We start from the raw sequence: 24,845 nt of genomic DNA on the forward strand, positions 1-24,845 counted from the left end.
AAGGGGAATGACCGGGGCCGTCTTGAGCGCGGCCCCTCCGTCTGATTTCAGCGTCAGGCCCGGTTCTCGGCCGCGACGGGCAGGCTCTCGGCTTCCGGCCCGGCATTGCCTTCGAACTTGGCGACCACCGCCGTCGCCAAGCTATTGCCCAGCACATTGGTCGCGGTGCGCCCCATGTCGAAGAACTGATCGATACCCATGATCAGCAGCAAGCCGGCTTCCGGTAGGTGGAACATCGGCGGGGTGGCGGCCACCACCACCAGCGAGGCGCGCGCCACGCCGGCCATGCCCTTGCTGGTCACCATCAGCACCAGGAGCAGGATCAGTTGCTGCGAAAAGCTCATGTCGATGTTGTAGGCCTGGGCGATGAACAGCACGGCAAACGCCTGGTACATCATCGAGCCGTCGAGGTTGAATGAGTAGCCGAGCGGCAGCACGAAACTGGAAATACGCTTGGACACGCCGAACTTTTCCAGCGATTCGATGGTTTTCGGGTAGGCCGACTCGCTGCTGGCGGTGGAAAAGGCCAGCATGATCGGCTCGCGGATCAGCCTGAACAGCGCTCCCACCGACTTGCCGAGAAACAGGTAACCAACGCCGAGCAGCAGCCCCCACAGCAGCGCCAGTCCCAGATAGAACTCGCCGATCAGCCTGCCATAGCTCAGCAAGACGCCGAGGCCCTGCACCGTGATGGCGGCGGCCATGGCGGCGAACACGCCGATCGGCGCCAGGCGCATCACGTAGTCGGTGATGCGGAACATGATGCGGGCCAGCTCGTCGATGCATTTGTCCAGCGTGGCGTAACCTTGTCCTTTGACGAACCCCAGGGCGGTGCCGAAGAACAGCGAGAACACCAGGATCTGCAGGATCTCGTTGTTGGCCATGGCTTCGGCAATACTTTTCGGGAACACATGCGTGATGAAGCCCTTGAGGTTCAGGTCGCCGGTTTTCAGCCCGGAACTGGCCGCGACGTCGGGCAGCGCCAGATGCATCTGGACGCCGGGCTCGAACAGGTTTACCAGCGCCATGCCGAGCAGTAACGAGGCGGTGGCGGCGCAGACGAACCACAGCATGGCCTTGAGGCCGATCCGGCCGACGGCGCCCGAATCGCCCATGCTGGCCAGGCCGAAAACCAGCGTGGCGAAAACCAGCGGGGCGATGATCATCTTGATCAGGCGTAGAAAGATATCGGTGACCAGGCTGAAATAGGAGGCGATCTCCTTGGCAGACTGCGCGTCCTGGGCATAACGGTTGCAGAGATAGCCGACCAGGATGCCCAGCAGCATCGCTATCCCGATCTGACGAGTCAGTTTTTGGGTATTCATGATTTTTCGCAGCTCCTTTGTACGCGCCGAAAACGGGGCACGAGAAATTCTAGGGCTGCGCCGGAAGCGCCATGATGAGGATGGGTCATAGCGCCATGCGAAATCGGAATAGCGCTTTGGGGCAAGGAACCGCATGATGGCCAAAGGAAAACCGCTGCGGTCTTCATGCGGTCGAGCAGTACGAGTAGCCAGGGGCGGCAGACAAGGGGAGACTCATGCATCTGAGGTGGATCGGCGACCTGCTGGCGCTGGCGGACACCAAGAATTTCTCGCGCGCGGCGGAGGCTCGCCACATCACGCAATCGGCGTTATCTCGCCGCATCCGTTCGCTGGAAGAATGGGTCGGGGCAGAACTGGTGCATCGTGGCTCCTACCCGCTGGAACTGACCCAGGCCGGGCAGCTGTTTTGCGAGCAGGGTCGCGAGGCGCTGCGGCTGTTGCTGGAGGCGCGTGCCGATATCCGCCAGGAAACGCGCATGCCCGGCAAGGCCATCCAGGTGCGCGCCGGGCACACGCTGTCCATGACCTTCCTGCCCAAATGGATGAAGCAGTTCCAGCGGCGGCATGGCCATTTCAATGCCCGCGTGGTGGCGGAGAACGTGCTGGATGCGGTGATGGCCCTGTCCGAGGGCAGCTGCGACCTGATGTTCTGCTATCACCATCCGCGCGCGCCTATCCTGCTCGACCCCGCCAAATTCGATTACCTGACACTGGGGCAAGAAGCCTTCATTCCGGTCTCGGCCGTTTCGGCCTCCGGCAAGCCGGCATTCAGCCTGCCCGGGCGCAAGAACATTCCCATTCCTTATCTCGCCTACACCTCCACGACGTTTCTCGGGCGCGTGGTCGAGGTCATCCTGAAGCAGGCGCCGACGCCGTACTTTCTCGAACTCTGCTACGAGGCCGACATGGCCATGCTGCTGATGAACATGGCCAAGGAAGGCTACGGCGTGGCCTGGCTGCCGGAAAGCTCGGTGGCCGAGGCGCTGCAGCAGGGCGCTCTGGTGAAGGCGGGGGGAGAAGAGTGGAGCACGCAGCTGGAGATACGCTCCTACCGCGCCAAGCAGAATACCAACGCCACCTTGCAAGACCTGTGGCGTTCGCTGGAGATGGAGAGCGTGGTGCAGCGGAGCGGGGGATAACAAAAACCGGCCGACGATGTCGGCCGGTTTCAGGCTGCTGACAAAGTGCTTTGATACGTTAGCGCTCAGCCGGCGTGGATCACGAACAGCGCCGGGCGCTTGTGGAAGTCCGGCGCCTCCTTTGGCCAGTCCTTGACGCGGCGGCTGACGATGGTCTGGCTGGGCAGCGTCAGGTCGGCCGCCACACACAGCCGGGTCGCCGGGCTCAGCGTCTCGCGCAGCTGTTGCAGCAAGGCGTTGTTGCGGTACGGCGTCTCGATGAAGATCTGCGTCTCGTTGCGCTGGCGCGAACGCTGTTCCAGCTCCTTCACCGCCTTGGCGCGCTCGGCGGCGTCCACCGGCAAATAGCCGTGGAAGGCGAAGCACTGGCCGTTGGCGCCGGACGCCATCAGCGCCAAGAGGATCGACGACGGCCCGATCAACGGCTCCACGCGGTAGCCCTTCTCGTGCGCCAGCGCCACCAGTTGCGCGCCGGGGTCGGCCACCGCCGGGCAGCCGGCCTCCGACACCAGGCCCAGGTCGAGCCCTTCGGCCAACGGCTGCAGCAGCGCCGCCACCTCGGCCGGCTTGGTGTGCTCGTTCAGCGTCGATAGCGTCAGCTCGCGGATCGGCGTGGTCACGCCGAGCGCCTTCAAGTGCTTGCGCGCGGTCTTTTCCGCCTCCACCACGAAATGGGTGAGATGAATCACGCGGGCGCGCTCCGGCTCCGGCAACCAGGGCGTGGCCTCGTCGCCGAGCGGGGTGGGGATCAAGAACAGGGTGCCGGCCATTACAGAATCTCCACGCCTTCGTTGCCGAGCATCGTCACCAACTCGAACAACGGCACGCCGATCAGCGAGTTGGGGTCGTCCGACTCGATGCGCGCGATCAACGCGCCACCCAGTCCCTCGCTCTTGGCCGCGCCGGCGCAGTGCAGCGCATCCGGCTCGCGTGTCAGATAGTGGCGAATCTGCGTCTCGGACAGCGCGCGCAGTGTCACGCGGGTCAGGCCCACCGTCTCCTGCACCCGGCCGGTGGCGCTGTTCACCAGCGCCAGCGCGGAGTGGAACAGCACGGTGCGACCGCTCATCCACGTCAGCATCTCCACGCCGCGCTCGAATTCGAGCGGCTTGCCGATCTGCTGGCCGTCGAGCAGCGCCACCTGGTCGGAGCCGATGATCAGCGCTTCGGGAAAGCGCCCGGCGAGCGATTCGGCCTTAGCGCGCGCCAGCCGGGTGGCGGTCAAGAGCGCGGTCTCATTGGGCAGCGGGGTTTCGTCGCAATGCGGCGCCACGGCCTCGAACGGCAGGCCCAGGCGCGCGATGATCTCGCGGCGGTAGGGAGAGGTGGAAGCGAGGACAATCTGCATGGTGTGAATGCTTGATTCTTTTGACAAATCGGGGAGGCGAATTATATCATGCGAGGTTTATGTCTAAACCGATTTTGATCGATCCGCTGAAGTTTGCCCGCGAGGGCCGCTCGCAGACTGGCACCTTGGCCATCTCGGCGCTGGATCAGCGCATACACGACGACCTGTCCGATACGGACGGCGAGGTAAAGTATACCCTCTCCGGCCACGTCGACCCGTTGCGTCGTGCCGTGCTCCGGCTCACGCTCGACGCCACGATTTCCGTGCGCTGTCAGCGTTGCCTCTCCAGCATGCCGTACGTGCTCAAGACCGACTCCTCGATGACGCTGTTCACCGACGAGGAAAAGCTCGAGGCGGCCTGCGAGGCCGACGAAACGCTCGATGCCATCATGGCCGAGCCGGAGTTGGACGTGGTTCGGCTGGTCGAAGACGAAATCATCATGGGCTTGCCGCTGTCGCCGAAACACGACGATTGCGGTACGGATGCTCTCGCGCGCGCCAAGACCGACAAGCCGAATCCGTTCGCGGTGCTGGCGGCGCTCAAGGGCACCAAGTCCGAGTAAACCGGATTCGTGTAATAGAATCTACTTGAAATTCTTAGGAGTTGACCATGGCCGTTCAACAGAACAAAAAGTCCCCGTCCAAGCGTGGCATGCACCGCGCCCACGATTTCCTGATCGCCCCGGCGCTGGCCGTTGAGCCGACCACCGGCGAAGCCCATCTGCGTCACCACATCAGCCCGAACGGCTTCTACCGTGGCCGCAAGGTCGTCAAGACCAAGGGCGAGTAATCGCTTTTTCTCCGCACAAACTTTACCTGTCAAACAACAGGTAGGTTTCACCACCGTACACGTTGATGACTATCACCGTAGCGGTTGATGCAATGGGCGGTGACGTTGGCCTCAAGGTCACCGTCCCGGCATCGATCCAGTTTCTCCAAGACCATCCCGACGCACGACTCATTCTTGTAGGTGACCAGACCGCCCTTGAGGCGGAATTGGCGCTGCATGGCTCCGTCGCGCGCGACCGTCTGCGCCTCCACCACGCATCCCAGGTGGTGGGCATGGACGAATCGCCGCAGCTGGCCATGAAGAACAAGAAAGATTCGTCGATGCGGGTCGCGATCAACCTCGTCAAAGAAGGCGAGGCGCAGGCGGCTGTGTCGGCCGGCAATACCGGTGCCCTGATGGCCACCGCGCGCTTCGTACTCAAGACCATTCCCGGCATCGACCGCCCGGCCATCGCCAAGCTCTTGCCCACCAGCAAGGGCACCAGCTGCATGCTGGACCTGGGGGCCAACGTCGACTGCACGCCGGCGCAACTGCTGCAATTCGGCATCATGGGCTCCGAACTGGTGTCCAGTCTGTCGGGCAAGGCCAACCCCACGGTGGGCCTGCTCAACATCGGCTCCGAAGACATCAAGGGTAACGAGACCGTCAAGCAAGCCGCCGAACTGTTAAAAGACGCCGCGCTGAACTTTTACGGCAACGTCGAAGGCAACGACATCTACCGTGGCACGGTGGATGTGGTAGTCTGCGACGGATTTACCGGCAACGTGGCGCTCAAGACCTCCGAAGGTCTGGCGCACATGATTGCCTCTTTCCTGCGCGAAGAATTCACCCGAAGCTGGTGGACACGGCTGTGTGCGCTGGCCGCCATGCCGGTCCTGAACCACTTCAAGAAACGGGTGGATGCCCGCCGCTATAACGGCGCGAGCTTGCTGGGCTTGCGCGGCATCGTGGTGAAAAGCCACGGCGGCACCGACGCGCTGGGATTCCGGTACGCGCTGGAACAGGCTTGCGAGGAAGCCGGCTCCAGCGTGATTGCTCACATCGCCGAGCGGGTTGCCGAGCAACTACAACACATCAAGCAATCCGAGGCAGCAGCGAACTGAGACACATGGCCTATTCACGCATTCTCGGCACCGGCAGCTACCTGCCGCCGACCGTGCTTACGAATGCGATGCTGGCTGAGCGCATTGATACCAGTGACGAGTGGATCGTCTCCCGCACCGGTATCCGTGCCCGCCACATCGCCGACGAGCAGGAAACCACCAGCGATCTCGCGCTCAAGGCGGCTCAGGCTGCGCTTGCCGACGCGGGCGTCGCCGCCGACGAAATCGACCTCATCGTGGTGGCGACCACCACCCCCGACATGGTCTTCCCCAGCACCGCCTGCCTGCTGCAGGAAAAGCTGGGCGTGCACGGTTGCGCCGCATTCGACGTGCAGGCGGTGTGCGCCGGCTTCATGTACGCGCTGATCACGGCCAACAACTACATCAAGTCCGGCATGGCCAAGAAGGCGCTGGTGGTCGGGGCCGAGGTGATGTCTCGCATCCTCGACTGGCAAGACCGCCGCACCTGCGTCCTGTTCGGCGACGGCGCCGGCGCCGTGGTGCTGGGCGAGTCGGACGAACCCGGCATCCTGCACGCCAAGCTGGCCGCCGACGGCCGCTACAAGGACATCCTGAACACCCCGGCGCAGATCGCCGATGGCAAGATCCAGGGCATGCCCTACCTGCACATGGACGGGCCGGCGGTCTTCAAGTTTGCCGTCAAGGCGCTGTCGGACATCGCCGAGAAGACGCTGGGCGAGGTCGGCATGAGCAAGGACCAGGTCGACTGGCTGGTGCCGCATCAGGCCAACCTGCGCATCATAGAATCCACCGCCAAGCATCTCGGCCTGCCGATGGAGCGCGTGGTGGTGACGCTGCCCGAGCAAGGCAACACCTCGGCCGCCTCGATCCCGCTGGCGCTCGACGCCGCGGTGCGCGACGGCCGCATCAAGCGTGGCCAGACCGTGATGCTGGAAGGCATCGGCGGCGGTTTCGCCTGGGGCGCGGTACTGCTCACCTTCTGATGACACAAGCACGCCAAGGCGTGCGCCGTCCCGGAATTGACGCGATCGGCGTCGGGACGGCGCCCCTTGGCGTTCATCGTTCCTGACGTTTTCTTGGGAGATTCACCATGTCGTTTGCCTTCGTTTTCCCGGGGCAAGGCTCGCAAAGCCTCAACATGATGGACGGTTTCGCCGACCTGCCGGTCGTGAAGCAGACTTTCGACGAAGCTTCCGCCGTGCTCGGTGACGATCTGTGGACCATGCTCAAGGCCGAGTCGGCCGACGCCATCAACGCCACCGTCAACACCCAGCCGCTGATGTTGGCCGCCGGCGTCGCCACTTGGCGCGCCTGGCTGGCCGTCGGCGGTGCGCTGCCGGTCGCCGTGGCCGGCCACAGCCTGGGCGAATACAGCGCGCTGGTCGCCGCCGGGGCGCTCGGCTTCGCCGATGCCGTCAAGCTGGTGCGCCTGCGTGCCCAGGCGATGCAGGAAGCCGTGCCGGCGGGGGAGGGGGCGATGGCGGCCATTCTCAACCTGTCCGACGACGACATCCGCGCCGCCTGCGCCGAAGCCGCGCAGGGCGAGGTGGTGGAAGCGGTCAACTTCAACTCGCCGGGCCAGGTGGTTATCGCCGGGGCCAAGGCCGCCGTGGAGCGCGCCATGGAGCTGTGCAAGGCCAAGGGCGCCAAGCGCGCGCTGCCGCTGCCGGTATCGGTGCCGTCGCACTGCGCGCTGATGAAGCCGGCCGCCGAGCGTCTCGCCGCGGCCCTGGCCGAGGTGGAGATCAAGGCACCGTCGATTCCGGTGCTGCACAACGCCGACGTGGCGAGCTACAGCGATCCGGCACAGATTCGCGACGCGCTGGTGCGTCAGCTCTACAGCCCGGTGCGCTGGACCGAAACGGTGCAGAAACTGGCTGCCGACGGCGTGCTGCAACTGGCCGAATGCGGCCCGGGCAAGGTGCTGGCCGGGCTTGCCAAGCGCATCGACGGCAACGTCAAGGGCTTGGCACTGACTGATGCCGCAGCGCTGCAAGCGGCTTGCGAAGAGCTGAAATAACGCGATCTGCGGTAAAAAAGAGACACTTCTCCGTCGCCGTGTCATTCCGGCGGTGGGGCATTTCGAGGAGAAAGTTGATGAGTCTGCAGGGTAAAGTGGCGCTGGTGACCGGCGCGTCCCGCGGCATCGGTGCGGCGATTGCCGAAGCACTGGCCGCCGAGGGAGCCAAAGTCATCGGCACCGCCACCTCCGAGGCAGGGGCCGCCGCCATCGGCGAGCGCCTGGCGGCGCAAGGCGGCGTGGGCATGGTGCTCAACGTCGGTGAAGAGGGGGCCATCGAGGCGCTGATCGACACCATCGCCAAGGAATACGGCGACATCGCCATCCTGGTCAACAACGCCGGCATCACCCGCGACGGTCTCTTGATGCGCATGAAGGACGAGGACTGGGACGCCATCATGGACACCAACCTGCGCTCGGTGTTCAAGGCCTCCAAGGCCGTGCTGCGTGGCATGATGAAGGCGCGCTGGGGCCGCATCGTCAACATCGCTTCGGTGGTGGGCGCGATGGGCAACGCCGGCCAGACCAACTACGCGGCCGCCAAGGCCGGCATCATGGGCTTCACCAAGTCGATGGCGCGTGAAGTGGGCAGCCGCAACATCACCGTCAACTGCGTGGCGCCGGGCTTCATCGACACCGACATGACCCGCGCACTGCCGGAAGCGCAGCGCGAGATGCTGGTGCAGCAGATCGCCCTGGGCCGCCTCGGCGACGCCAAGGACATCGCCGATGCCGTGGGCTTTTTGGCATCGGATCGCGCGGCCTACATCACCGGCCAGACATTGCATGTGAATGGTGGCATGCTGATGCCCTAATCCGCCTGTTCGCGGGCGGTTAAAGCATTTAGGTAGGCTACTCTAAATTTTTTTTGTAGAATACTCGGGTTTTGTTATCCCGAATCAGAAAGGTAAAGGGTTAATACAAATGGAAAACATTGAACAGCGCGTCAAGAAGATCGTTGCCGAACAACTGGGTGTGAACGAAGCCGAAGTGAAAATCGAATCTTCCTTCGTCGACGATCTGGGCGCTGACTCCCTGGATACCGTTGAACTGGTGATGGCTCTGGAAGAAGAGTTCGAATGCGAAATTCCGGATGAAGAAGCCGAGAAGATCACCACCGTTCAGCAAGCGATTGACTTCGTCAACGCTCATCTGAACAAGTAATTTTTTTCGCTGTACCCAGGGACCTCTGCCCGATAGCGCCATGCGCTCGCAGCAGAGGTCCTTTTTGTTGGCGACTTCGAAACGGGTGTCATGTGCGCCCCGGTTTTGTCTGATCTGGGTGCGGCCGTTTCGAAACAATCGGGAGAACGCCCTCCCTGCCTTTGCGGAGAAAGCCCCGTGACCAAACGTAGAGTAGTAGTAACCGGCCTTGGCCATGTGTCCCCGATTGGCAACGATGTTGCCTCCGGCTGGGCCAACCTGCTGGCCGGCAAGTCCGGCATCGGCACCATCACCCGTTTCGACGCCAGCGACCTGGCGTGCCAGATCGCCGGTGAGGTGAAAGATTTCAACATCGGCGACTACATCGCGCCGAAGGATGCACGCCGCATGGACGTGTTCATCCATTACGGCATCGCCGCGGCCTTCCAGGCCATCGCCGATGCCGGGCTCGAGGACGTTCCCGATCTCGACAAGACCCGCGTCGGCGTCAACATCGGTTCCGGCATCGGCGGCCTGCCGCTGATCGAGGAAACCGGCGTGGCCCTGATGGAAGGCGGTCCGCGCAAGATCGGCCCGTTCTTCATCCCGGGTTCGCTGGTCAACCTGATTGCCGGCCACGTGTCGATCTTCAAGGGCTACCAGGGGCCGACCTACGGCATCGTTTCCGCCTGCACCACCGGCGCGCACTGCATCGGTGACGCCGCGCGCCTGATCCAGTACGGCGACGTCGACGTGATGGTGGCAGGTGGTGCCGAAGGCGCCATCTCGCGTCTGGGCATCGGCGGGTTTGCCGCGATGAAGGCATTGTCGACGCGCAACGACGATCCGGCCACCGCGTCCCGTCCGTGGGACAAGGGCCGTGACGGTTTCGTGATGGGCGAGGGCGCCGGCGTGCTAGTGCTGGAAGAGTACGAACACGCCAAGAAGCGTGGCGCCCGCATTTATGCCGAACTGATCGGCTTCGGCATGAGTTCGGACGCGCACCACATCACCGCGCCGAACAGCGAAGGCCCGGCCCGTGGCGTGAAGAACGCGCTGCGCGATGCCGGTGTCAACCCGGACGAGGTGGACTACGTCAATGCGCACGGTACTTCCACTCCGCTGGGGGATGCCAACGAGACTACCGCACTGAAGCTGGCTTTCGGCGATCACGCCAAGAAGCTGGTGGTGAACTCGACCAAGTCGATGACCGGTCACCTGCTGGGTGGCGCCGGTGGCGTCGAGGCGCTGTACTCGGTGCTGGCGCTGTACAACCAGGTGTCGCCACCGACCATCAACCTGTTCGAACAGGATGTCGAGGGCGGTTGCGATCTGGACTACGTCGCCAACACCGCCCGCGAGATGCCGATCAATGTGGCGATCTCCAACTCCTTCGGCTTTGGCGGCACCAACGGCACACTGGTCTTCAAGCGCGTCTGAGCGTCCTGAAGCGTCATTGACAGCCGAAACCGCTGCGTTACACTCGCAGCGGTTTTTCTTTTTTCGGCCAACGTCGTCCCGACGCGGGCCCAGGACCGGTCATGTTTACCGAACGACTCGATGTTTCCCCCGATCTGCTGGCGCTGCACGCCGCCGATCGGGCCCGTTTTCCCTACCTGCTGATGTCTTCCGGCGAGCAGGGCTGGGACATGCTGTTCGCCCTGCCGGGCGAGACCCGGCTGTTTTACGACGGCGAGGGCGGCGCGTTTCTCGACGCGGTGCGCGCCATCGTGCCGCAGCCGGTGGACAACCCGCACCGCCTGCCCTTCGTCGGCGGCTGGTTCGTGTTTCTCGGCTACGACCTGCTGTCGGAGTTCGAGCCCAGCGTGCCGGCCGGGGTGCCGGACAGCTTCCCGCTGGCGGCGCTCGCGCGCGTGCCGGCGGCGGTGCTGCTCGACCGCGCGGCCGGCCAAGGCTGGCTGGTGGCGGAAAGCGCCACGGAACTGGCGGAACTGCGCGCCAGGGTGGGGGCCGTGGCGCCGTTCACGCCGCGCCCGGTGGCGCTGCAAAGCCTGACGGAGGACGACCCGAGCTGGTACACCGACGCCGTGGTGCGGCTCAAGCGCTACATCGTCGAAGGCGACGTGTTCCAGGTCAACATCTCGCGCGGCTGGCGCGCCACGCTGGCCGACGCGGTGCGCGCCGCCGACCTGTTCGCCGCGCTGCGCCGCGCCAACCCGGCGCCGTTCTCGGCGCTGGCCGACTTCGGCACGGCGCAGATCGTCAGCTCGTCGCCGGAGCGGCTGGTGCGGGTCCGGGACGGCTGGGCCGAGACGCGGCCGATCGCCGGCACCCATCCGCGCTCGCCCGACCCGGCGGAGGACGCTGCGCTGAAACAGCGCCTGATCTCCAGCACCAAGGAGCGCGCCGAGCACGTCATGCTGATCGACCTCGAGCGCAACGACCTCGGCCGCATCAGCCAGCCCGGCACGGTGGAGGTGAACGAGCTGATGGCGGTGGCCAGCTACGCCTACGTGCACCACATCGAATCCAACGTGCGCGGCCGGCTGCGCCCCGAGGTGACGCCGGCCGAGGTGCTGCGCGCGCTGTTCCCCGGCGGCACCATCACCGGCTGCCCCAAGGTGCGCACCATGCAGATCATCCGCGAGCTGGAAGCCGGCGCACGCCGCGCCTACACCGGCAGCTTGGGCTACCTGAACCGCGACGGCAGCATGGACCTGAACATCCTGATCCGCACCTTCATGCAGGAAGGCCAGCAGCTGCGCTTCCGCGCCGGCGGCGGCATCGTGGCCGACTCCGACCCCGAGCGCGAGCTGCAGGAGACGCGCCACAAGGCGCGCGGCCTGCTGCGCGCGCTGGGCGTGGAGCAGGCCTGATGGCGATGCTGATCGACGGCGTGCCGGACGAGCAGGTCTCGGCGCTCGATCGCGGCCTCGCCTACGGCGACGGCGTGTACCGCACGCTGCAGCTGGTTGGTGGACGGCCCCGGCTGTGGCGCTGGCAATGGCAAAGGTTGGCCGAAGACTGCGCACGGCTTGCCTTGCCGTTGCCGGACGAGCGTCTGGTCCTGGCCGAACTGGCGCAGGCCGCGGTCGGTCTGGAGCGTGCCGTGGCCAAGATCGTGCTGACGCGCGGCGTCGGGCGGCGCGGTTACGCCATGCCGGCCGACGCGGTGCCGACGCGCATCGTGTCGGCATCTCCCTGGACCGGCTACCCGGCCGAACTGGCGGAGCAGGGGGTGACGGTACGGCGGTGCGAGCTGCGCCTCGGCCTGCAGCCACGCCTGGCCGGCATCAAGCATCTCAACCGGCTGGAAAACGTGCTGGCGCGCTCGGAATGGAGCGACCCGACGATCCACGAGGGGCTGCTGCTGGACAGCGAGGGCTATCTGGTCGAGGGCACCATGAGCAATCTGTTCCTGCTGCGCGGTGGCGAACTCGCCACGCCCTTGCTCGACCGCAGCGGCGTGGCCGGTGCGCTGCGCGCCTGGGTGCTGGACAACGCCCCGGCGCTCGGCCTGGCGGTGCGTGAGGCGCGCCTGACGCTGGCCGATCTCGACGCCGCCGAGGCTGTGTTCCTGTGCAACAGCCTGATCGGGATCTGGCCGGTGGTGCGGCTGGGGGAGCGGACCTGGCCGATTCCGCACGCCTTGCGGGCGCTCGCGGCACAGCTCGCTGCGGCGGCCTGAAAAGCACACACGGTCGTGGTGCGGAGCGCGCCAGGCTTCTGCAACGATGCACTTCGCGGTATTCCGCCCCTCCGATCTTTCGCCAACGGCTTGGCGCTGCACGGTTTCACGCGGCGCCGCTCAGGGCGCCGGGCCTGCTTCGTCCAGAGGCTGGAACCATTCGGCGTGGCGGGGGCCGCTCAAGGCCGCGATGCCGTGGCGTTGCTCGGCTTCGGCCAACGTGGCAACAAATGCCGCGTCGTCGGCGATCCCTTCGTAAACCTCCATCCAGGTGTTTGGATCATCGCGCCGGCGCAGCAGCCGCGCGCTCACCCCGCAGCGCGCGCACAGCTCCTGCTGCAGCGCCTGCACCGTCTGGTATAGCCTGGCGTCGGGCACGGCGACCTGGTAGTACAGGTACAGCGAATGCGTCATGGTGTTCTCCCCGGGATGTTGAATCGACCTTTGCTCGGCAGCCGCCCGGCAAAATCGCTTATGATAGACCCTTTACCATAGTTCACACGCCGCGCCGGCCTGCCGGAGCGGTCTTGCCGGGTTGAAGGGGAAAAACGGTGCAGCAAGGCATCAAGACCTTGGTGGTGGTCGGAGTCGGTCTGATCGGCGGCTCGTTTGCGCTGGCGCTCAAGCGCGCCGGCCTGGTGGAGCGCGTGATCGGCGTCGGCCGCACGCTGGAGAATCTGCAGCGCGCCCTGCAACTGGGCGTGGTGGACGAGATCAGCCAGGACATCGCCGACGCGGTGACGCAGGCGGACATGGTGCTGCTCGCCACGCCGGTCGGGCAGATGGGGGCACTGTTGGCGGCCATGGCCGACACCTTGCCGGCGCACACCATCGTCACCGACGCCGGCAGCACCAAGAGCGACGTGGTCGCGCTGTTCCGCCAGCACCTGCCGCGGCAATTGGCGCGCTGCGTGCCGGCCCACCCGATCGCCGGTTCCGACCTGTCCGGCGCCGTCGCCGCCCAGTACGGCCTGTACGAAAACCGCAAGGTGGTGCTGGCGCCGCTGGCCGAAACCGGCGCCGACGCCAGCGAGCTGGTGAGCCGCCTGTGGCAGGCCTGCGGAGCCAAGGTGCACGTGATGAGCGCCGCCGAGCACGACGCGGTGTTCGCCGCCGTCAGCCATCTACCGCATCTCTTGGCCTTTGCCTACGTCGACATGATCGCCGGCAAGGACGACGCCGCGCGCTGCTTCGACTTTGCCGCCACCGGCTTTCGCGACTTCACCCGCATTGCCGGCAGCCACCCGGAAATGTGGCGCGACATCAGCCTGGCCAACCGCGCGGCGCTGCTGAGCGAGCTCGATGACTACCGTGCGGCGCTCGGCCGGCTGCAAGCCCTGCTGGCAGCGGGCGACGGCACCGGTCTGGCCGAGGTGTTCGACACCGCGCGCGCGGCACGCGTGGCGTGGAATCAGCGCTTCATGCGCCAGGGATAGGCCATGCAAGAAAGGGCAAGAACGATGACGATCTGGGTGGATGCCGATGCCTGTCCGGTGGTGATCAAGGACATCCTGTACCGCGCCGCGGAGCGTACCGCCACGGCGCTGGTGCTGGTGGCCAACCGCTTGCTCGCCACGCCACCGTCTGCGCATATCCGCACGGTACAGGTGCCGGCCGGCTTCGACGTCGCCGACAACTACATCGCGCAGCAGGTCGAGGTGGGGGATATCGTGATCACCGCCGACATTCCGCTCGCTGCCCAGGTGGTGGAGCGCGGCGCGCTGGCGCTCAACCCGCGCGGCGAGCTGTACAGCGACGCCAGCATCCGCGAGGCGCTGGCGCTACGCAATTTCTTGACCGAGCTGCGCGACAGCGGCGTCATGACCGGCGGGCCGTCGGCCTTCGGCCAACGTGAGCGCCAGGCCTTCGCCGCCCAGCTCGACCGGCTGCTGGCAAGGCGGCGCTAGCGCTCCTGCGGCAGGGCGGCGCGGATCACCCCTTCCTTGTCGGCCGGCTGCCAGCCGTCCGGCTTCAATATCTTGCCGTCGGCACGCCGCCGCACCTGGCCGTCGACGCATTTGCGCAGGTTGGCGGCGTGGATTTCCCGCGCCATCTCGGCCACCGGCAGGCCCTGCGACAGCAACAGCCCGGTCATCACGTTCATCACGTCCACCCCTTCGGCGGCGAGCTCCGCCATGCGTCGCACGCGCTCGGCCTCGTCCACGCCGGCCAGCGCCTTGTACTCGGCGAGCGCCTGCCAGAATTCGGCCAGTTCCTCGCGCAGCATGGTCTCCCATAAGGTCAGGTCGGTCGGCTGCGGCGTCGGCTGGGCGGGCGGGGTCAGGTCGAAGCGCTGCATGAACTCGCGGCGCAGGGCGAAGAAGTCGGTCATGGCGTTGAAGTCGCGGGTTTTGGTCAATATATTGTTATCGATTTGCCTTGTGATAACAAGATAAGGTGTTTTGGCATGAAAAAAGCGCCCGCTGACGGGCGCTTTGCGGTGCCGACGCGGAGGCGCTCAGCGCGTCAGCGAGGCCAGCACCTCGAAGTAGTCGGGGAAGGTCTTGGCGACGCACTTGGGGTCGTTGATCACCACCGGGGTGCCCATCAGCGCCACCAGCGAGAAGCACATCGCCATGCGGTGGTCGTCGTAGGTGTCGATCTCGGCGTTGGGCGTCAGCGCCGCCGGCGGGGTGATGCGGATGTAGTCGCGGCCTTCCTCCACCGTGGCGCCGACCTTGCGCAGCTCGGTGGCCATCGCCGACAGGCGGTCGGTTTCCTTGACGCGCCAGCTCTCCACGTTGCGGATGGTGGTGGTGCCGTCGGCCGCCAGCGCCGCCACGGCGATGGTCATCGCGGCGTCGGGGATGTGGTTGAGGTCGACGTCGAGCGCCTTGAGGCCGCCGGCCGGGGCGCTGGCCTCGATCCAGTTGTCGCCCATGCTGATGGTCGCGCCCATCTCGCGCAGGGTGTCGGCAAACTTCACGTCGCCCTGGATGCTGTCGCGACCGACGCCTTCCACCCGCACCGGCCCGCCGGCGATGGCGCCGGCGGCAAGGAAGTAGGAGGCGCTGGAGGCGTCGCCCTCGACGTGGATCTCGCCCGGCGAGAGATAGCTCTGGCCGGCGGCAATGGTGAAGCGCTGCCAGCCCTGGCGCTCGACCTTGACGCCGAAGCGCGCCATCAGGTTGAGCGTGATCTCGATGTAGGGTTTGGAAATCAGCTCGCCGACCACCTCGATGGTCACCGCTTCGCTGGTCAGCGGCAGCGCCATCAACAGCGCGGTGAGGAACTGGCTCGACACGTTGCCCTTGACCGGGATCACCCGGCCGGCGTCGATCGTCGCCGGGGCGATCGCCAGCGGCGGGAAGCCCGCGTTGCCGAGGTAACGGATGTCCGCGCCGGCCACGCGCAGCGCGTCGACCAGATCGCCGATCGGCCGCTCGTGCATGCGCGCCACGCCGGACAGCTGGTACTCGCCCTGCATCAGCGCCAGCGCTGCGGTCAGCGGGCGGAAGGCGGTGCCGGCGTTGCCGAGGAACAGTTCGGCCTGTTTCACCGGAAACGCCCCGCCCACGCCTTGCACCACGAAGTCGCGGCTGTCGCCGACCTGCTCGATGGTCACGCCCAGCAGGCGCAGCGCGCCCAGCATGTGGCGGATATCGTCGGAGTCGAGCAACTCGCGCACCAGCGTCTTGCCCTGGGCCAGCGCGGCCAGCAGCAGGGTGCGGTTCGAGATGCTCTTGGAGCCGGGCAGGCGGATGGTGCCCGACAGGCGGGGGGAGGGCGAAAGAAGCAGCTGTTCCATGGGATCGGATTCTTGAACGGTTCGGTCTGAGTCATCGCGGCACGACATCGGATCGTACCGCCTTCGGCACTCCACTGTACCCGTGTGGCCGCCGTCTAGGCAAACCGGGCCTGTCCGCCAGGAAGCGCTCACCGGGACGGCGCGGAAGACCTCACTGACACGGCGAGTGCCCGGCCGGTTCTTCTTCCTGCCCGCTCTTGGCCGGACGGCGCGTGGCTCGCCGCGCTATTCCCGAGCCCCGGGGCCGTGTTGGCTGAGCTAGAATGATCCCTTTTTCCGGTTCGCTTCGGCCAACCTTATTGCTCAGGTTTTTCTCGACATGACCGTACCCGTCATCACCATCGATGGACCCTCCGCCTCCGGCAAGGGCACCGTGGCCGCCCTAGTGGCCGACCAGCTCGGATTCCACTATCTCGATTCCGGCTCGCTCTACCGCTTGGTGGCCTTGCTCGCCATCCGCCGCGGCATCCCCATGGACGACGAGGCCGCGCTGGCCGAGGCGGCGCGCCAACTGCCGGTCGCCTTTGCCGACGGCACGGTTTGGCTCGACGGCGAAGACGCCGGCGGCGCCATCCGCGGCGAAGAAATCGGCATGGGTGCCTCGCGTGTCGGTGCGCTGCCGGCGGTGCGCGAAGCGCTGCTCGAGCGCCAGCGCGCCTTCCGTCAGGCACCCGGCCTGGTCACCGACGGGCGCGATATGGGTTCGGTGGTGTTTCCCACCGCGACGCTCAAGGTTTTCTTGACTGCCAGTGCCGACGAGCGAGCCAGCCGGCGCTATAAGCAGTTGATCGGCAAGGGGGAATCTGCTAACCTTCCAAAGATTAAGCAGGACATAGTCGATCGTGATGCGCGCGATGCCGCCAGAACGGTCGCCCCCCTGCGCCAGGAGCCGGATGCCAAACTGCTTGATACCACCGAACTGACGATCGACCAAGCGGTCGAGGCAGTCGTTCAGTGGTTCAGGGAGCAACAGGCCTCCGGCCTCTAATTTTTTTAGCACCCGTCTTTGCTGCATTGCAAGACGGTATCTCAACCACTAACCCGCGTGCCGCAAGGCATGCACGTGTGAGTAATCTTAATGACTACCCTCGCTATGGAAAACTTCGCCCAGCTGTTCGAAGAAAGCCTCACCCTTCACGACATGCGCGTAGGCGAAGTGATCACGGCCGAAGTTGTTGGCCTTGATTCCAACTTTGTAACCGTGAACGCCGGCCTCAAGTCCGAGTCGCTGATTCCGGTTGAAGAATTCAAGGCCGATAGCGGCGTTATCGAAGTGGCTATTGGCGACTTCGTGACCGTGGCCATCGACGCGCTGGAAAACGGCTTCGGCGAAACCAAGCTGTCGCGCGAAAAAGCCAAGCGTCTGGCCGCCTGGATCGAGCTGGAAGAAGCTCTGGAAGCCGGCACCATCATGTCCGGCCTGATCAGCGGCAAGGTCAAGGGTGGCCTGACCGTCATGGTCAACGGCATCCGCGCCTTCCTGCCGGGCTCCCTGGTTGACGTACGTCCGGTGAAAGACACCACCCCGTACGAAGGCAAGCAAGTCGAGTTCAAGGTCATCAAGCTGGACCGCAAGCGCAACAACGTGGTGGTATCCCGCCGCGCCGTGCTGGAAGAAACCCTGGGCGAAGAGCGCAAAGCTCTGCTGGAAACCCTGTGCGAAGGCGCTGTGGTTAAAGGTATCGTCAAGAACATCACCGACTACGGTGCGTTCGTTGACCTGGGTGGCATCGACGGTCTGCTGCACATCACCGACCTGGCATGGCGCCGCGTCAAGCACCCGTCCGAAGTCCTCGCCGTGGGCGACGAAGTCGAAGCCAAGGTGCTCAAGTTCGACCAGGAAAAGAACCGCGTTTCGCTGGGCCTCAAGCAGCTGGGCGACGACCCGTGGGTTGGTCTGTCCCGTCGCTACCCGTCCGGTACCCGCCTGTTCGGCAAGGTGACCAACCTGACCGACTACGGTGCGTTCGTTGAAATCGAACAAGGTATCGAAGGTCTGGTGCACGTGTCCGAAATGGACTGGACCAACAAGAACGTACACCCGTCCAAGGTGGTTCAGGTTGGCGACGAAGTCGAAGTCATGATCCTCGAGATCGACGAAGACCGCCGCCGTATCAGCCTCGGCATGAAGCAGTGCCTGGCCAACCCGTGGGACGATTTCGCTGCGACCTACAAGAAGGGCGACAAGCTGGTCGGCGCCATCAAGTCGATCACCGACTTCGGCGTGTTCGTGGGCCTGCCGGGCGGCATCGACGGCCTGGTTCACCTGTCCGACCTGTCCTGGAGCGAAACCGGCGAAGACGCCGTGCGCAAGTTCAAGAAGGGCGACGAGGTTGAAGCCGTTGTTCTGTCCATCGACGTGGAAAAAGAGCGTATCTCCCTGGGCATCAAGCAGCTCGAAGGCGATCCGTTCAACAACTACGTTGCCATGAACGACAAGGGCGCCCTGGTCAAGGGTACCGTGAAGTCGCTGGACGCCAAGGGTGCCGTGATTCAGCTGGACGGTGACGTCGAAGGCTACCTGCGCGCTTCGGAAGTGTCCCGCGACCGCGTGGAAGACATCCGCACCCACCTGAAGGAAGGTGACGAAGTTGAGGCCGTGATCATCGCTGTCGATCGCAAGAGCCGCAACATCAGCCTGTCCATCAAGGCCAAGGATGCCCAGGAAGAAGGCGCTGCCCTGCGCTCCCTGGCTGCCAGCGATGCTAACGTCAGCGCTGGTACCACCAGCCTGGGCGCGCTGCTGAAAGCCAAGCTGTCTTCGGGCAACAACGCTGAGTAATGGCATCATGACCAAATCTGAGCTGATTGCCAGGCTGGCGGAACATCTTGCCGAGCGCAATTCTCAGTTGGTCTACAAGGATGCTGAGCTGGCCGTCAAGACCATCCTGGACGCGATGGCCGGCAGCCTGGCCACCGGGCAGCGCATCGAAATCCGCGGCTTCGGTAGTTTCGATCTGAACTACCGGCCGCCGCGGGTCGGGCGCAACCCGAAGTCGGGCAGCAGCGTCTCGGTTCCTGAGAAGTTTGTGCCGCATTTCAAGGCGGGCAAGGAACTGCGCGAACGGGTTGATCTCGCGCTGCTTGCCCAGGAGCAGGTCTGAAAGGCCTGCCCTTGCTGTCTTACCAGCCCAAGCAAAGCGCCGCTCATTGCGGCGCTTTTTCGTTGCCGCCTCCCGCGCGGCTTGGGTTGTGTCAGCCAATCGTTTAAACTTGCACTCCGGCTTACTCCTTACCCCGAGAAAAACCATGCGCTACGTGCTGCGTATCATCGAACTTGTCCTCTTGGTGCTGCTGATCGCCGTGACGGTGCAGAACAGCCATCAGGTCGATTTCAAGCTGTTCTTTGGACAGGTCTGGAGCGCACCGCTGATCGTGTTTCTGCTGGTGTTTTTCATTGCCGGAGCGGCGGTCGGCCTGTTGGCGACCCTGTCCTACTACCTGCGCTTGCGCCGTCAGCTGTCGCTGCTGAAAAAGGAATTGCGCAATCGACCGCCTTCGCCGCGCGTGGTGCACGACCCCAGCGACGCCTTGGCCGATTGATGATGACCGTTGCAAGCTGCCGCCCCTCCGGGCGGCAGCCGTATTTTTGTCGTTGAAGAGAAAGGATGGCCTTGGAGCTCGATCTGTGGTGGTTGCTGCTGTTCCCCGCGTTTTTTGCCCTGGGCTGGCTGGCGGCGCGCGTCGACATGCGTTCGGTGCTGAAGCAGGCAAAGGAAGTCCCGGCGGGTTTCTTCCGTGGCCTCGATGCCCTGGTGGAAGAGGACAGTGGCGCAGCGGTCAAGGCCCTGGCCGAAGTGGCCCGGCAGCAACCGGCGGTGCAGGAACTGCCGCTGACCCTCGGCAAGCTCTACCGCAAGCGTGGCGAGAATGACCGTGCCATCCGCTTGCACCAGCGGATGCTGGAGTCGACCGACTTGCCGTCCGAGCAACGCGACGCCGTGCGTTTCGAACTGGCACAGGACTTCCGCAAGGCCGGCCTGGTCGACCGGGCCGAAGAGATTTTGCTCAAGCTGCTCAGTGGCAACATGGGGCGCTCGGCACGGCGGCAACTGCTCGACATCTACCAGCAGGACCGCGATTGGGAGAAGGCCATCGCCACGGCCAAGGAGTTGCGCAGCGACGCCCACTCCTACCAGCACGAGGTGGCCCAGTACCACTGTGAACTGGCCCAGGGCGAGTTGTACAAGTCCAATTATCCCGAGGCGCGTCGTCACGTCACCGAAGCGCTGGCAGCCAATCGCAAGTGCGTGCGCGCCAGCCTGATCTTGGGGGACATCGAGTTCGCCGAAGGCCGTCTCGAAGAGGCCATCGCGGCCTGGCAGGGCATCGAGAAACAGAATTTCGAATACCTGTCGATGGCCGCCGAGCGGCTGTTCGACGCGTATGAAAAACTTGGCAAGCCGAGCGAGGGGATTGCACTGCTGCGCGGCTATCAGAAAACCTTCCCGCAATTGGAGCTGACCGATCTGTTGTACCAGAAGGTCGCCACCTACGAGGGGGAGGCGCGCGCGCTGGAAGCGGCGCGCGAGGCGGTGCATGCCCGGCCCAGCCTGAATGGGGTGTACCGGCTGATCGAGTCGCAAATGGACGGGCTGACGCCGGAAGGCCGTGCCGACGCCGAGGTCATTCGTACCCTGGTCTCCAAACATGCGCAGCGGCTCACCGTGCATCGCTGCAAATGCTGCAACTTCCGTTCGCGCGCCTTCTTCTGGCACTGCCCGGCCTGCGGCGAATGGGAGAGCTTCACCCCCAACCGCTCGGAGATTCACTAAACGCCCATTTCATCAGGCGGCTACGCCTTGGCAACCCGAGCACCGACGGTGTGTGGCGTCCTCCTGTACGACGTGGTACATGTGGCTCCTGCGTGCTGTCGGCTCTCTCGCTGTCCTGGCGTGCTTGCCGACTGTAGCGGGCTTTAAATCGTTTCAGGAGTCTGCATGAATCCTTTGGTTTCGGCCAACCTGTCCGGAGCGCCTGTGTCTCCGGTCGTCGTCGCGCTGGATTTCGCCGACGCCAACAGCGCGCTCGCTTTTGCCGCTCGCCTCGACCCCGTCGAATGTCGCGTCAAGGTGGGCAAGGAGCTGTTTACCGCGTCCGGCCGCGCGCTGGTGGAAAGCCTGGCCGCACGCGGCTTCCAGGTCTTCCTCGATCTCAAGTTCCACGACATTCCCAACACCGTGGCGCACGCCTGCAAGGCGGCGGCCGAGGCGGGGGTGTGGATGGTTAACGTGCACGCCTCCGGCGGCCGCCGCATGATGACGGCGGCGCGCGAGGCGCTGGAGCAGTACAGCCAGCGTCCGCTGTTGATCGCGGTTACCGTGCTGACCAGTATGGAAGCGGCCGACCTGGCCGAAATCGGCATCACCGTGCCGCCGCAGGAGCAGGTGCTGCGCCTGGCGCGGCTGACCCGCGACAGCGGTCTCGACGGCGTGGTGTGTTCGGCGCAGGAGGCGAGCCTGCTCAAGGCGGAGCTGGGCGCCGAGTTCAAGCTGGTGACGCCGGGCATCCGCCTGCCCGACAGCGCCGCCGACGACCAGCGCCGTGTAATGACGCCGACCGCCGCGCTGGCCGCCGGCGCCGACTATCTGGTGATCGGTCGCCCAATCACCAAGGCCGCTGAGCCGCTGGAGGTGCTATGCAAGATCAACCAGGACATCGCTCACTTCCGGATGACCCAAGCATGAAAATTACCGTTATTGGATCGGGTTACGTCGGCCTGGTCACCGGCACCTGCCTCGCCGAAGTAGGTAACGAGGTGTGCTGCCTCGACGTCGATCCGGCCAAGATCGAACTACTGCAAGCCGGCGGCATCCCGATCTACGAACCGGGCCTGGACGACATGGTGCGCCGCAATGTGGCGGCCGGTCGCCTGCATTTCACCACCGACGTGGCCGAGTCGGTCGCCTTTGGCGACATCCAGTTCATCGCCGTCGGCACCCCGCCGGACGAGGACGGTTCGGCCGACCTGCAGTACGTGCTGGCCGCTGCACGCAACATCGGTCGCTACATGGACGGCTACAAGGTCGTCGTCGACAAGTCCACGGTGCCGGTCGGCACCGCCGACAAGGTCAGGGCGGCGCTCGCCGAGGTGCTGGCCGAGCGCGACGCCCAGCTCGACTACAGCGTGGTGTCCAACCCGGAATTCCTCAAGGAAGGTGCGGCGATCGAGGACTTCATGAAGCCCGACCGCATCGTGGTCGGCGCCGAGGACGAGCGCGCCGTCGAGATGATGCGCCGCCTGTACGCGCCGTTCCAGCGCAATCACGAGCGCATCCTGTTCATGGACGTGCGTAGTGCCGAGCTGACCAAGTACGCTGCCAACGCCATGCTGGCGACGCGCATCTCGTTCATGAACGAACTGGCCAACCTGGCCGAGACGCTGGGTGCCGACATCGAGCTGGTACGCCGCGGCATCGGCTCCGACCCGCGCATCGGCTACCACTTCCTCTACCCCGGCGCCGGTTACGGCGGTTCGTGCTTCCCCAAGGACGTCAAGGCGCTGATCAGCAGCGGCAAGGCCCACGGCCATACCCTGCGCGTGCTGGACGCGGTGGAAGCCGCCAACGACGCGCAGAAGCTGCGCCTGGTGGACAAGGCAGTGGCGCGCTTCGGCGAGGACCTGTCCGGGCGCCGCTTCGCGCTGTGGGGGCTGGCGTTCAAGCCCAACACCGACGACATGCGCGAGGCGCCCTCCCGGGTGATCGTGGCCGAGCTGACGCGCCGTGGCGCCGAGGTGGTGGCGTACGACCCGGTCGCCGCCGAGGAAGCGCGCCGCGTGATGGGCGACAATCCGCGCCTGCGCTTCGCCGAGGACATGATGAGCCCGCTCGACGGGGCCGACGCCCTGCTGATCGTCACCGAGTGGAAGATGTTCCGCGCCCCGGACTTCGAGGCGATCCGCGCCGCGCTCAAGGCGCCGGTGATCATCGACGGGCGCAATATGTACGACCCGGCCTGGCTGCGCGAGCAGGGCTTCGACTACCTGGCGATCGGGAGGTAAGACCATGACGACGGGACTGTTGCAGGCGCTGGCCTTGCAGCCGGCCAGCCTGGCCGAAGCCATGGGGCGCGCGCGCGTGCTGGTGGTGGGGGACGTGATGCTGGACCGCTACTGGTTCGGTGACGTTTCCCGCATCTCGCCGGAGGCGCCGGTGCCGGTGGCCAAGATCGGCCGCATGGAAGAGCGTGCCGGTGGTGCCGCCAACGTGGCGCGCAATATCGCTGGTCTTGGCGGCAAGGCCACCATCCTGTCGGTGGTCGGGGACGACGAGGCCGCCAGCGCGCTGGAACGGCTGATGGATGCCGACGGTATCGCCACCTCGTTCAAGCGCGACGCCGGCATCTCCACCACCATCAAGTTGCGCGTGGTGGCGCGTCAGCAGCAGCTGATCCGGCTCGACTTCGAAGATGCGCCGAGCCATGAGATCCTCGCCGACAAGCTGGACGAGTACGCCGCCATCGTTGCCGACCACGACGTGGTGATCCTGTCCGATTACGGCAAGGGCGGGCTGACCCACGTCTCGCGCATGATCGAGCTGGCGCGCGCGGCCGGCAAGCCGGTGCTGATCGACCCCAAGGGCGACGACTACAGCAAGTATGCCGGGGCCACGCTGCTCACCCCCAACCGCAGCGAATTCAAGCAGGTCGCCGGCAGCTGGCAGAGCGAGGAACAGCTCGTCGCCAAGGCCGAGGCGCTACGTGCCGAACTGAACCTCGACGCCCTGCTGGTGACGCGCAGCGAGGAGGGCATGACGCTGTTCCGTGCCGACGGCGCGTTGCACCAGCCGACCCTGGCGCGCGAGGTGTACGACGTATCGGGCGCCGGGGATACCGTGATCGGCACGCTGGGACTGGCGCTGGCCGCCGGGCTGCCGCTGCCGCTGGCGATGTCGCTGGCCAACGCCGCCGCCGGCATCGTGGTCGGCAAGTTGGGCACCGCGGTGTGCACCCAGCCGGAACTGTTCGCGTTGTAATCGGCTGGCAAAGGGGACACGCCATGCTGTGGCACGACGAGGTGCTGTCATTCTGGTTCGGCGGCGTCGAGGAGGAAAGCCTGGCGCGCGAACGCGGCGCCTGGTTCCGCAAGGATGCCGCATTCGACGACACGATCCGGCAGCGCTTCCTGACGCTGGTCGAGGCGCTGGAGGCGGGGGCCTTGCCGCCCGATCTCGGCGATGCCCGCGCCACGCTGGCCTGGCTGATCGTCGCCGACCAGTTTCCGCGCAACCTGTTTCGAGGCACGGCGCGTGCCTTCGGCTGCGACGCGCGGGCGCGCGAGGTGGCGCGGCAGGCGGTAGCGGCCGGGCTCGACACCCAACTGCCGCCGGTGGCGCGCTGGTTCGTCTACCTACCGTTCGAGCATAGCGAGGCGCTTGCCGACCAGGACGAGGCGGTGCGGCTGTTTGCCGCGCTGGCCGGCTACCCCGGCCAGGACAATGTGATCGATTACGCCCGTCGCCACAGAGCGGTAATCGAACGTTTCGGGCGCTTTCCCCATCGCAATGCCGCGCTGGGCCGGGAAAGCACCGCGGAAGAAGCGGCGTTCCTCGAGGAACCCGGTTCCTCCTTCTGAAGAATCCGTCTGAAAAGGACTAC

28 protein-coding genes are annotated in these 24,845 nt (G+C 65.3%); 22 read left to right on the top strand and 6 right to left on the bottom strand.

Going from position 1 to position 24,845, the window contains the following annotated elements:
- Nucleotides 1-53: 53 nt before the first annotated feature.
- Nucleotides 54-1,325 (bottom strand): dicarboxylate/amino acid:cation symporter, encoded by a 1,272-nt coding sequence (locus FURADRAFT_RS14900; RefSeq protein ID WP_008954993.1) that lies wholly within the window; start codon nucleotides 1,323-1,325, stop codon nucleotides 54-56.
- Between the two features lie 215 nt (nucleotides 1,326-1,540).
- Here FURADRAFT_RS14900 and FURADRAFT_RS14905 point away from each other — a divergent pair, with 215 nt between their 5' ends.
- Nucleotides 1,541-2,464 (top strand): LysR family transcriptional regulator, encoded by a 924-nt coding sequence (locus FURADRAFT_RS14905; protein ID WP_008954994.1) that lies wholly within the window; start codon nucleotides 1,541-1,543, stop codon nucleotides 2,462-2,464.
- A 65-nt stretch (nucleotides 2,465-2,529) separates the two neighbouring features.
- On the opposite strand, the gene FURADRAFT_RS14910 is transcribed toward FURADRAFT_RS14905, so the two are convergent.
- Both FURADRAFT_RS14910 and FURADRAFT_RS14915 read right to left on the bottom strand, forming a co-directional pair.
- Nucleotides 2,530-3,234 (bottom strand): SAM-dependent methyltransferase, encoded by a 705-nt coding sequence (locus FURADRAFT_RS14910; RefSeq protein ID WP_008954995.1) that lies wholly within the window; start codon nucleotides 3,232-3,234, stop codon nucleotides 2,530-2,532.
- Nucleotides 3,234-3,812 (bottom strand): Maf family protein, encoded by a 579-nt coding sequence (locus tag FURADRAFT_RS14915; protein ID WP_008954996.1) that lies wholly within the window; start codon nucleotides 3,810-3,812, stop codon nucleotides 3,234-3,236. The genes FURADRAFT_RS14910 and FURADRAFT_RS14915 overlap by 1 nt, the downstream gene beginning before the upstream one ends.
- Nucleotides 3,813-3,871: 59 nt before the next feature.
- On the opposite strand from FURADRAFT_RS14915, the gene FURADRAFT_RS14920 reads away from it, so the two are divergent.
- The 10 genes from FURADRAFT_RS14920 (at nucleotide 3,872) to pabC (ending at nucleotide 12,499) form a co-directional block, all read left to right on the top strand.
- Entirely contained in the window at nucleotides 3,872-4,375 is a 504-nt protein-coding gene (locus FURADRAFT_RS14920; protein ID WP_008954997.1) for a YceD family protein, read from the top strand.
- 47 nt (nucleotides 4,376-4,422) lie between these two features.
- The gene (gene rpmF / locus FURADRAFT_RS14925) at nucleotides 4,423-4,602 is read left to right on the top strand and encodes a 50S ribosomal protein L32 (RefSeq protein WP_008954998.1); all 180 of its coding nucleotides are present in this window, start codon (nucleotides 4,423-4,425) and stop codon (nucleotides 4,600-4,602) included.
- Between the two features lie 65 nt (nucleotides 4,603-4,667).
- On the top strand, nucleotides 4,668-5,705 hold the full coding sequence (plsX, locus tag FURADRAFT_RS14930) for a phosphate acyltransferase PlsX (protein ID WP_040653009.1): 1,038 nt from the start codon (nucleotides 4,668-4,670) through the stop codon (nucleotides 5,703-5,705).
- 5 nt (nucleotides 5,706-5,710) lie between these two features.
- Nucleotides 5,711-6,670, top strand: a complete 960-nt coding sequence (locus FURADRAFT_RS14935) for a beta-ketoacyl-ACP synthase III (protein ID WP_008955000.1) — start codon at nucleotides 5,711-5,713, stop codon at nucleotides 6,668-6,670.
- Nucleotides 6,671-6,777: 107 nt separating this feature from the next.
- Entirely contained in the window at nucleotides 6,778-7,707 is a 930-nt protein-coding gene (gene fabD, locus FURADRAFT_RS14940; protein WP_008955001.1) for an ACP S-malonyltransferase, read from the top strand.
- 77 nt (nucleotides 7,708-7,784) lie between these two features.
- On the top strand, nucleotides 7,785-8,522 hold the full coding sequence (gene fabG / locus FURADRAFT_RS14945; RefSeq protein WP_008955002.1) for a 3-oxoacyl-ACP reductase FabG: 738 nt from the start codon (nucleotides 7,785-7,787) through the stop codon (nucleotides 8,520-8,522).
- 109 nt (nucleotides 8,523-8,631) lie between these two features.
- Nucleotides 8,632-8,871: an acyl carrier protein gene (gene acpP / locus FURADRAFT_RS14950; RefSeq protein WP_008955003.1), complete on the top strand. Its 240-nt coding sequence runs from the start codon at nucleotides 8,632-8,634 to the stop codon at nucleotides 8,869-8,871.
- A 177-nt stretch (nucleotides 8,872-9,048) separates the two neighbouring features.
- The gene (gene fabF / locus FURADRAFT_RS14955) at nucleotides 9,049-10,290 is read left to right on the top strand and encodes a beta-ketoacyl-ACP synthase II (RefSeq protein ID WP_008955004.1); all 1,242 of its coding nucleotides are present in this window, start codon (nucleotides 9,049-9,051) and stop codon (nucleotides 10,288-10,290) included.
- Nucleotides 10,291-10,391: 101 nt separating this feature from the next.
- On the top strand, nucleotides 10,392-11,687 hold the full coding sequence (locus tag FURADRAFT_RS14960) for an aminodeoxychorismate synthase component I (protein WP_008955005.1): 1,296 nt from the start codon (nucleotides 10,392-10,394) through the stop codon (nucleotides 11,685-11,687).
- Nucleotides 11,687-12,499, top strand: a complete 813-nt coding sequence (gene pabC, locus FURADRAFT_RS14965; RefSeq protein ID WP_008955006.1) for an aminodeoxychorismate lyase — start codon at nucleotides 11,687-11,689, stop codon at nucleotides 12,497-12,499. The genes FURADRAFT_RS14960 and pabC overlap by 1 nt, the downstream gene beginning before the upstream one ends.
- A 120-nt stretch (nucleotides 12,500-12,619) precedes the next feature.
- Here pabC and FURADRAFT_RS14970 read toward each other — a convergent pair whose 3' ends face one another.
- Nucleotides 12,620-12,913, bottom strand: a complete 294-nt coding sequence (locus FURADRAFT_RS14970) for a DUF4936 family protein (protein WP_008955007.1) — start codon at nucleotides 12,911-12,913, stop codon at nucleotides 12,620-12,622.
- 137 nt (nucleotides 12,914-13,050) lie between these two features.
- On the opposite strand from FURADRAFT_RS14970, the gene FURADRAFT_RS14975 reads away from it, so the two are divergent.
- Nucleotides 13,051-13,935: a prephenate dehydrogenase gene (locus FURADRAFT_RS14975; RefSeq protein WP_008955008.1), complete on the top strand. Its 885-nt coding sequence runs from the start codon at nucleotides 13,051-13,053 to the stop codon at nucleotides 13,933-13,935.
- A 24-nt stretch (nucleotides 13,936-13,959) separates the two neighbouring features.
- A complete protein-coding gene (locus FURADRAFT_RS14980) occupies nucleotides 13,960-14,406 on the top strand; it encodes a YaiI/YqxD family protein (protein ID WP_008955009.1) in 447 nt (148 codons plus the stop codon).
- On the opposite strand, the gene FURADRAFT_RS14985 is transcribed toward FURADRAFT_RS14980, so the two are convergent.
- Complete coding sequence (locus FURADRAFT_RS14985; RefSeq protein WP_150105082.1) at nucleotides 14,403-14,858, bottom strand: pyrophosphohydrolase domain-containing protein; 456 nt, start codon at nucleotides 14,856-14,858, stop codon at nucleotides 14,403-14,405. The genes FURADRAFT_RS14980 and FURADRAFT_RS14985 overlap by 4 nt on opposite strands.
- Nucleotides 14,859-14,957: 99 nt before the next feature.
- Nucleotides 14,958-16,247 (bottom strand): 3-phosphoshikimate 1-carboxyvinyltransferase, encoded by a 1,290-nt coding sequence (gene aroA / locus FURADRAFT_RS14990; RefSeq protein ID WP_008955011.1) that lies wholly within the window; start codon nucleotides 16,245-16,247, stop codon nucleotides 14,958-14,960.
- Nucleotides 16,248-16,566: 319 nt separating this feature from the next.
- Between aroA and cmk the strand changes: the two genes are divergently transcribed.
- The 9 genes from cmk to FURADRAFT_RS15035 all read left to right on the top strand — a co-directional run bounded on the left by cmk (nucleotide 16,567) and on the right by FURADRAFT_RS15035 (nucleotide 24,822).
- Entirely contained in the window at nucleotides 16,567-17,235 is a 669-nt protein-coding gene (gene cmk / locus FURADRAFT_RS14995; RefSeq protein WP_008955012.1) for a (d)CMP kinase, read from the top strand.
- A gap of 90 nt (nucleotides 17,236-17,325) precedes the next feature.
- The gene (gene rpsA / locus FURADRAFT_RS15000; RefSeq protein ID WP_008955013.1) at nucleotides 17,326-19,029 is read left to right on the top strand and encodes a 30S ribosomal protein S1; all 1,704 of its coding nucleotides are present in this window, start codon (nucleotides 17,326-17,328) and stop codon (nucleotides 19,027-19,029) included.
- A 7-nt stretch (nucleotides 19,030-19,036) separates the two neighbouring features.
- Nucleotides 19,037-19,351, top strand: a complete 315-nt coding sequence (locus FURADRAFT_RS15005) for an integration host factor subunit beta (RefSeq protein ID WP_008955014.1) — start codon at nucleotides 19,037-19,039, stop codon at nucleotides 19,349-19,351.
- 145 nt (nucleotides 19,352-19,496) lie between these two features.
- Complete coding sequence (locus FURADRAFT_RS15010; protein WP_008955015.1) at nucleotides 19,497-19,790, top strand: lipopolysaccharide assembly protein LapA domain-containing protein; 294 nt, start codon at nucleotides 19,497-19,499, stop codon at nucleotides 19,788-19,790.
- Between the two features lie 71 nt (nucleotides 19,791-19,861).
- Nucleotides 19,862-21,022 (top strand): lipopolysaccharide assembly protein LapB, encoded by a 1,161-nt coding sequence (lapB, locus tag FURADRAFT_RS15015; RefSeq protein WP_173387107.1) that lies wholly within the window; start codon nucleotides 19,862-19,864, stop codon nucleotides 21,020-21,022.
- Nucleotides 21,023-21,187: 165 nt separating this feature from the next.
- Nucleotides 21,188-21,934, top strand: coding sequence for an orotidine-5'-phosphate decarboxylase (gene pyrF, locus FURADRAFT_RS15020; RefSeq protein ID WP_008955017.1), 747 nt, complete (start codon nucleotides 21,188-21,190; stop codon nucleotides 21,932-21,934).
- Nucleotides 21,931-23,250, top strand: a complete 1,320-nt coding sequence (locus FURADRAFT_RS15025; protein WP_008955018.1) for a UDP-glucose dehydrogenase family protein — start codon at nucleotides 21,931-21,933, stop codon at nucleotides 23,248-23,250. The genes pyrF and FURADRAFT_RS15025 overlap by 4 nt, the downstream gene beginning before the upstream one ends.
- 4 nt (nucleotides 23,251-23,254) lie before the next feature.
- Complete coding sequence (gene rfaE1 / locus FURADRAFT_RS15030) at nucleotides 23,255-24,223, top strand: D-glycero-beta-D-manno-heptose-7-phosphate kinase (RefSeq protein WP_008955019.1); 969 nt, start codon at nucleotides 23,255-23,257, stop codon at nucleotides 24,221-24,223.
- A 23-nt stretch (nucleotides 24,224-24,246) separates the two neighbouring features.
- Nucleotides 24,247-24,822: a DUF924 family protein gene (locus FURADRAFT_RS15035; protein ID WP_008955020.1), complete on the top strand. Its 576-nt coding sequence runs from the start codon at nucleotides 24,247-24,249 to the stop codon at nucleotides 24,820-24,822.
- Nucleotides 24,823-24,845: the final 23 nt, after the last annotated feature.

Origin of the sequence: Pseudogulbenkiania ferrooxidans 2002, assembly GCF_000174355.1 — a bacterium.
Taxonomy (GTDB): Bacteria; Pseudomonadota; Gammaproteobacteria; order Burkholderiales; family Chromobacteriaceae; genus Pseudogulbenkiania; species Pseudogulbenkiania ferrooxidans.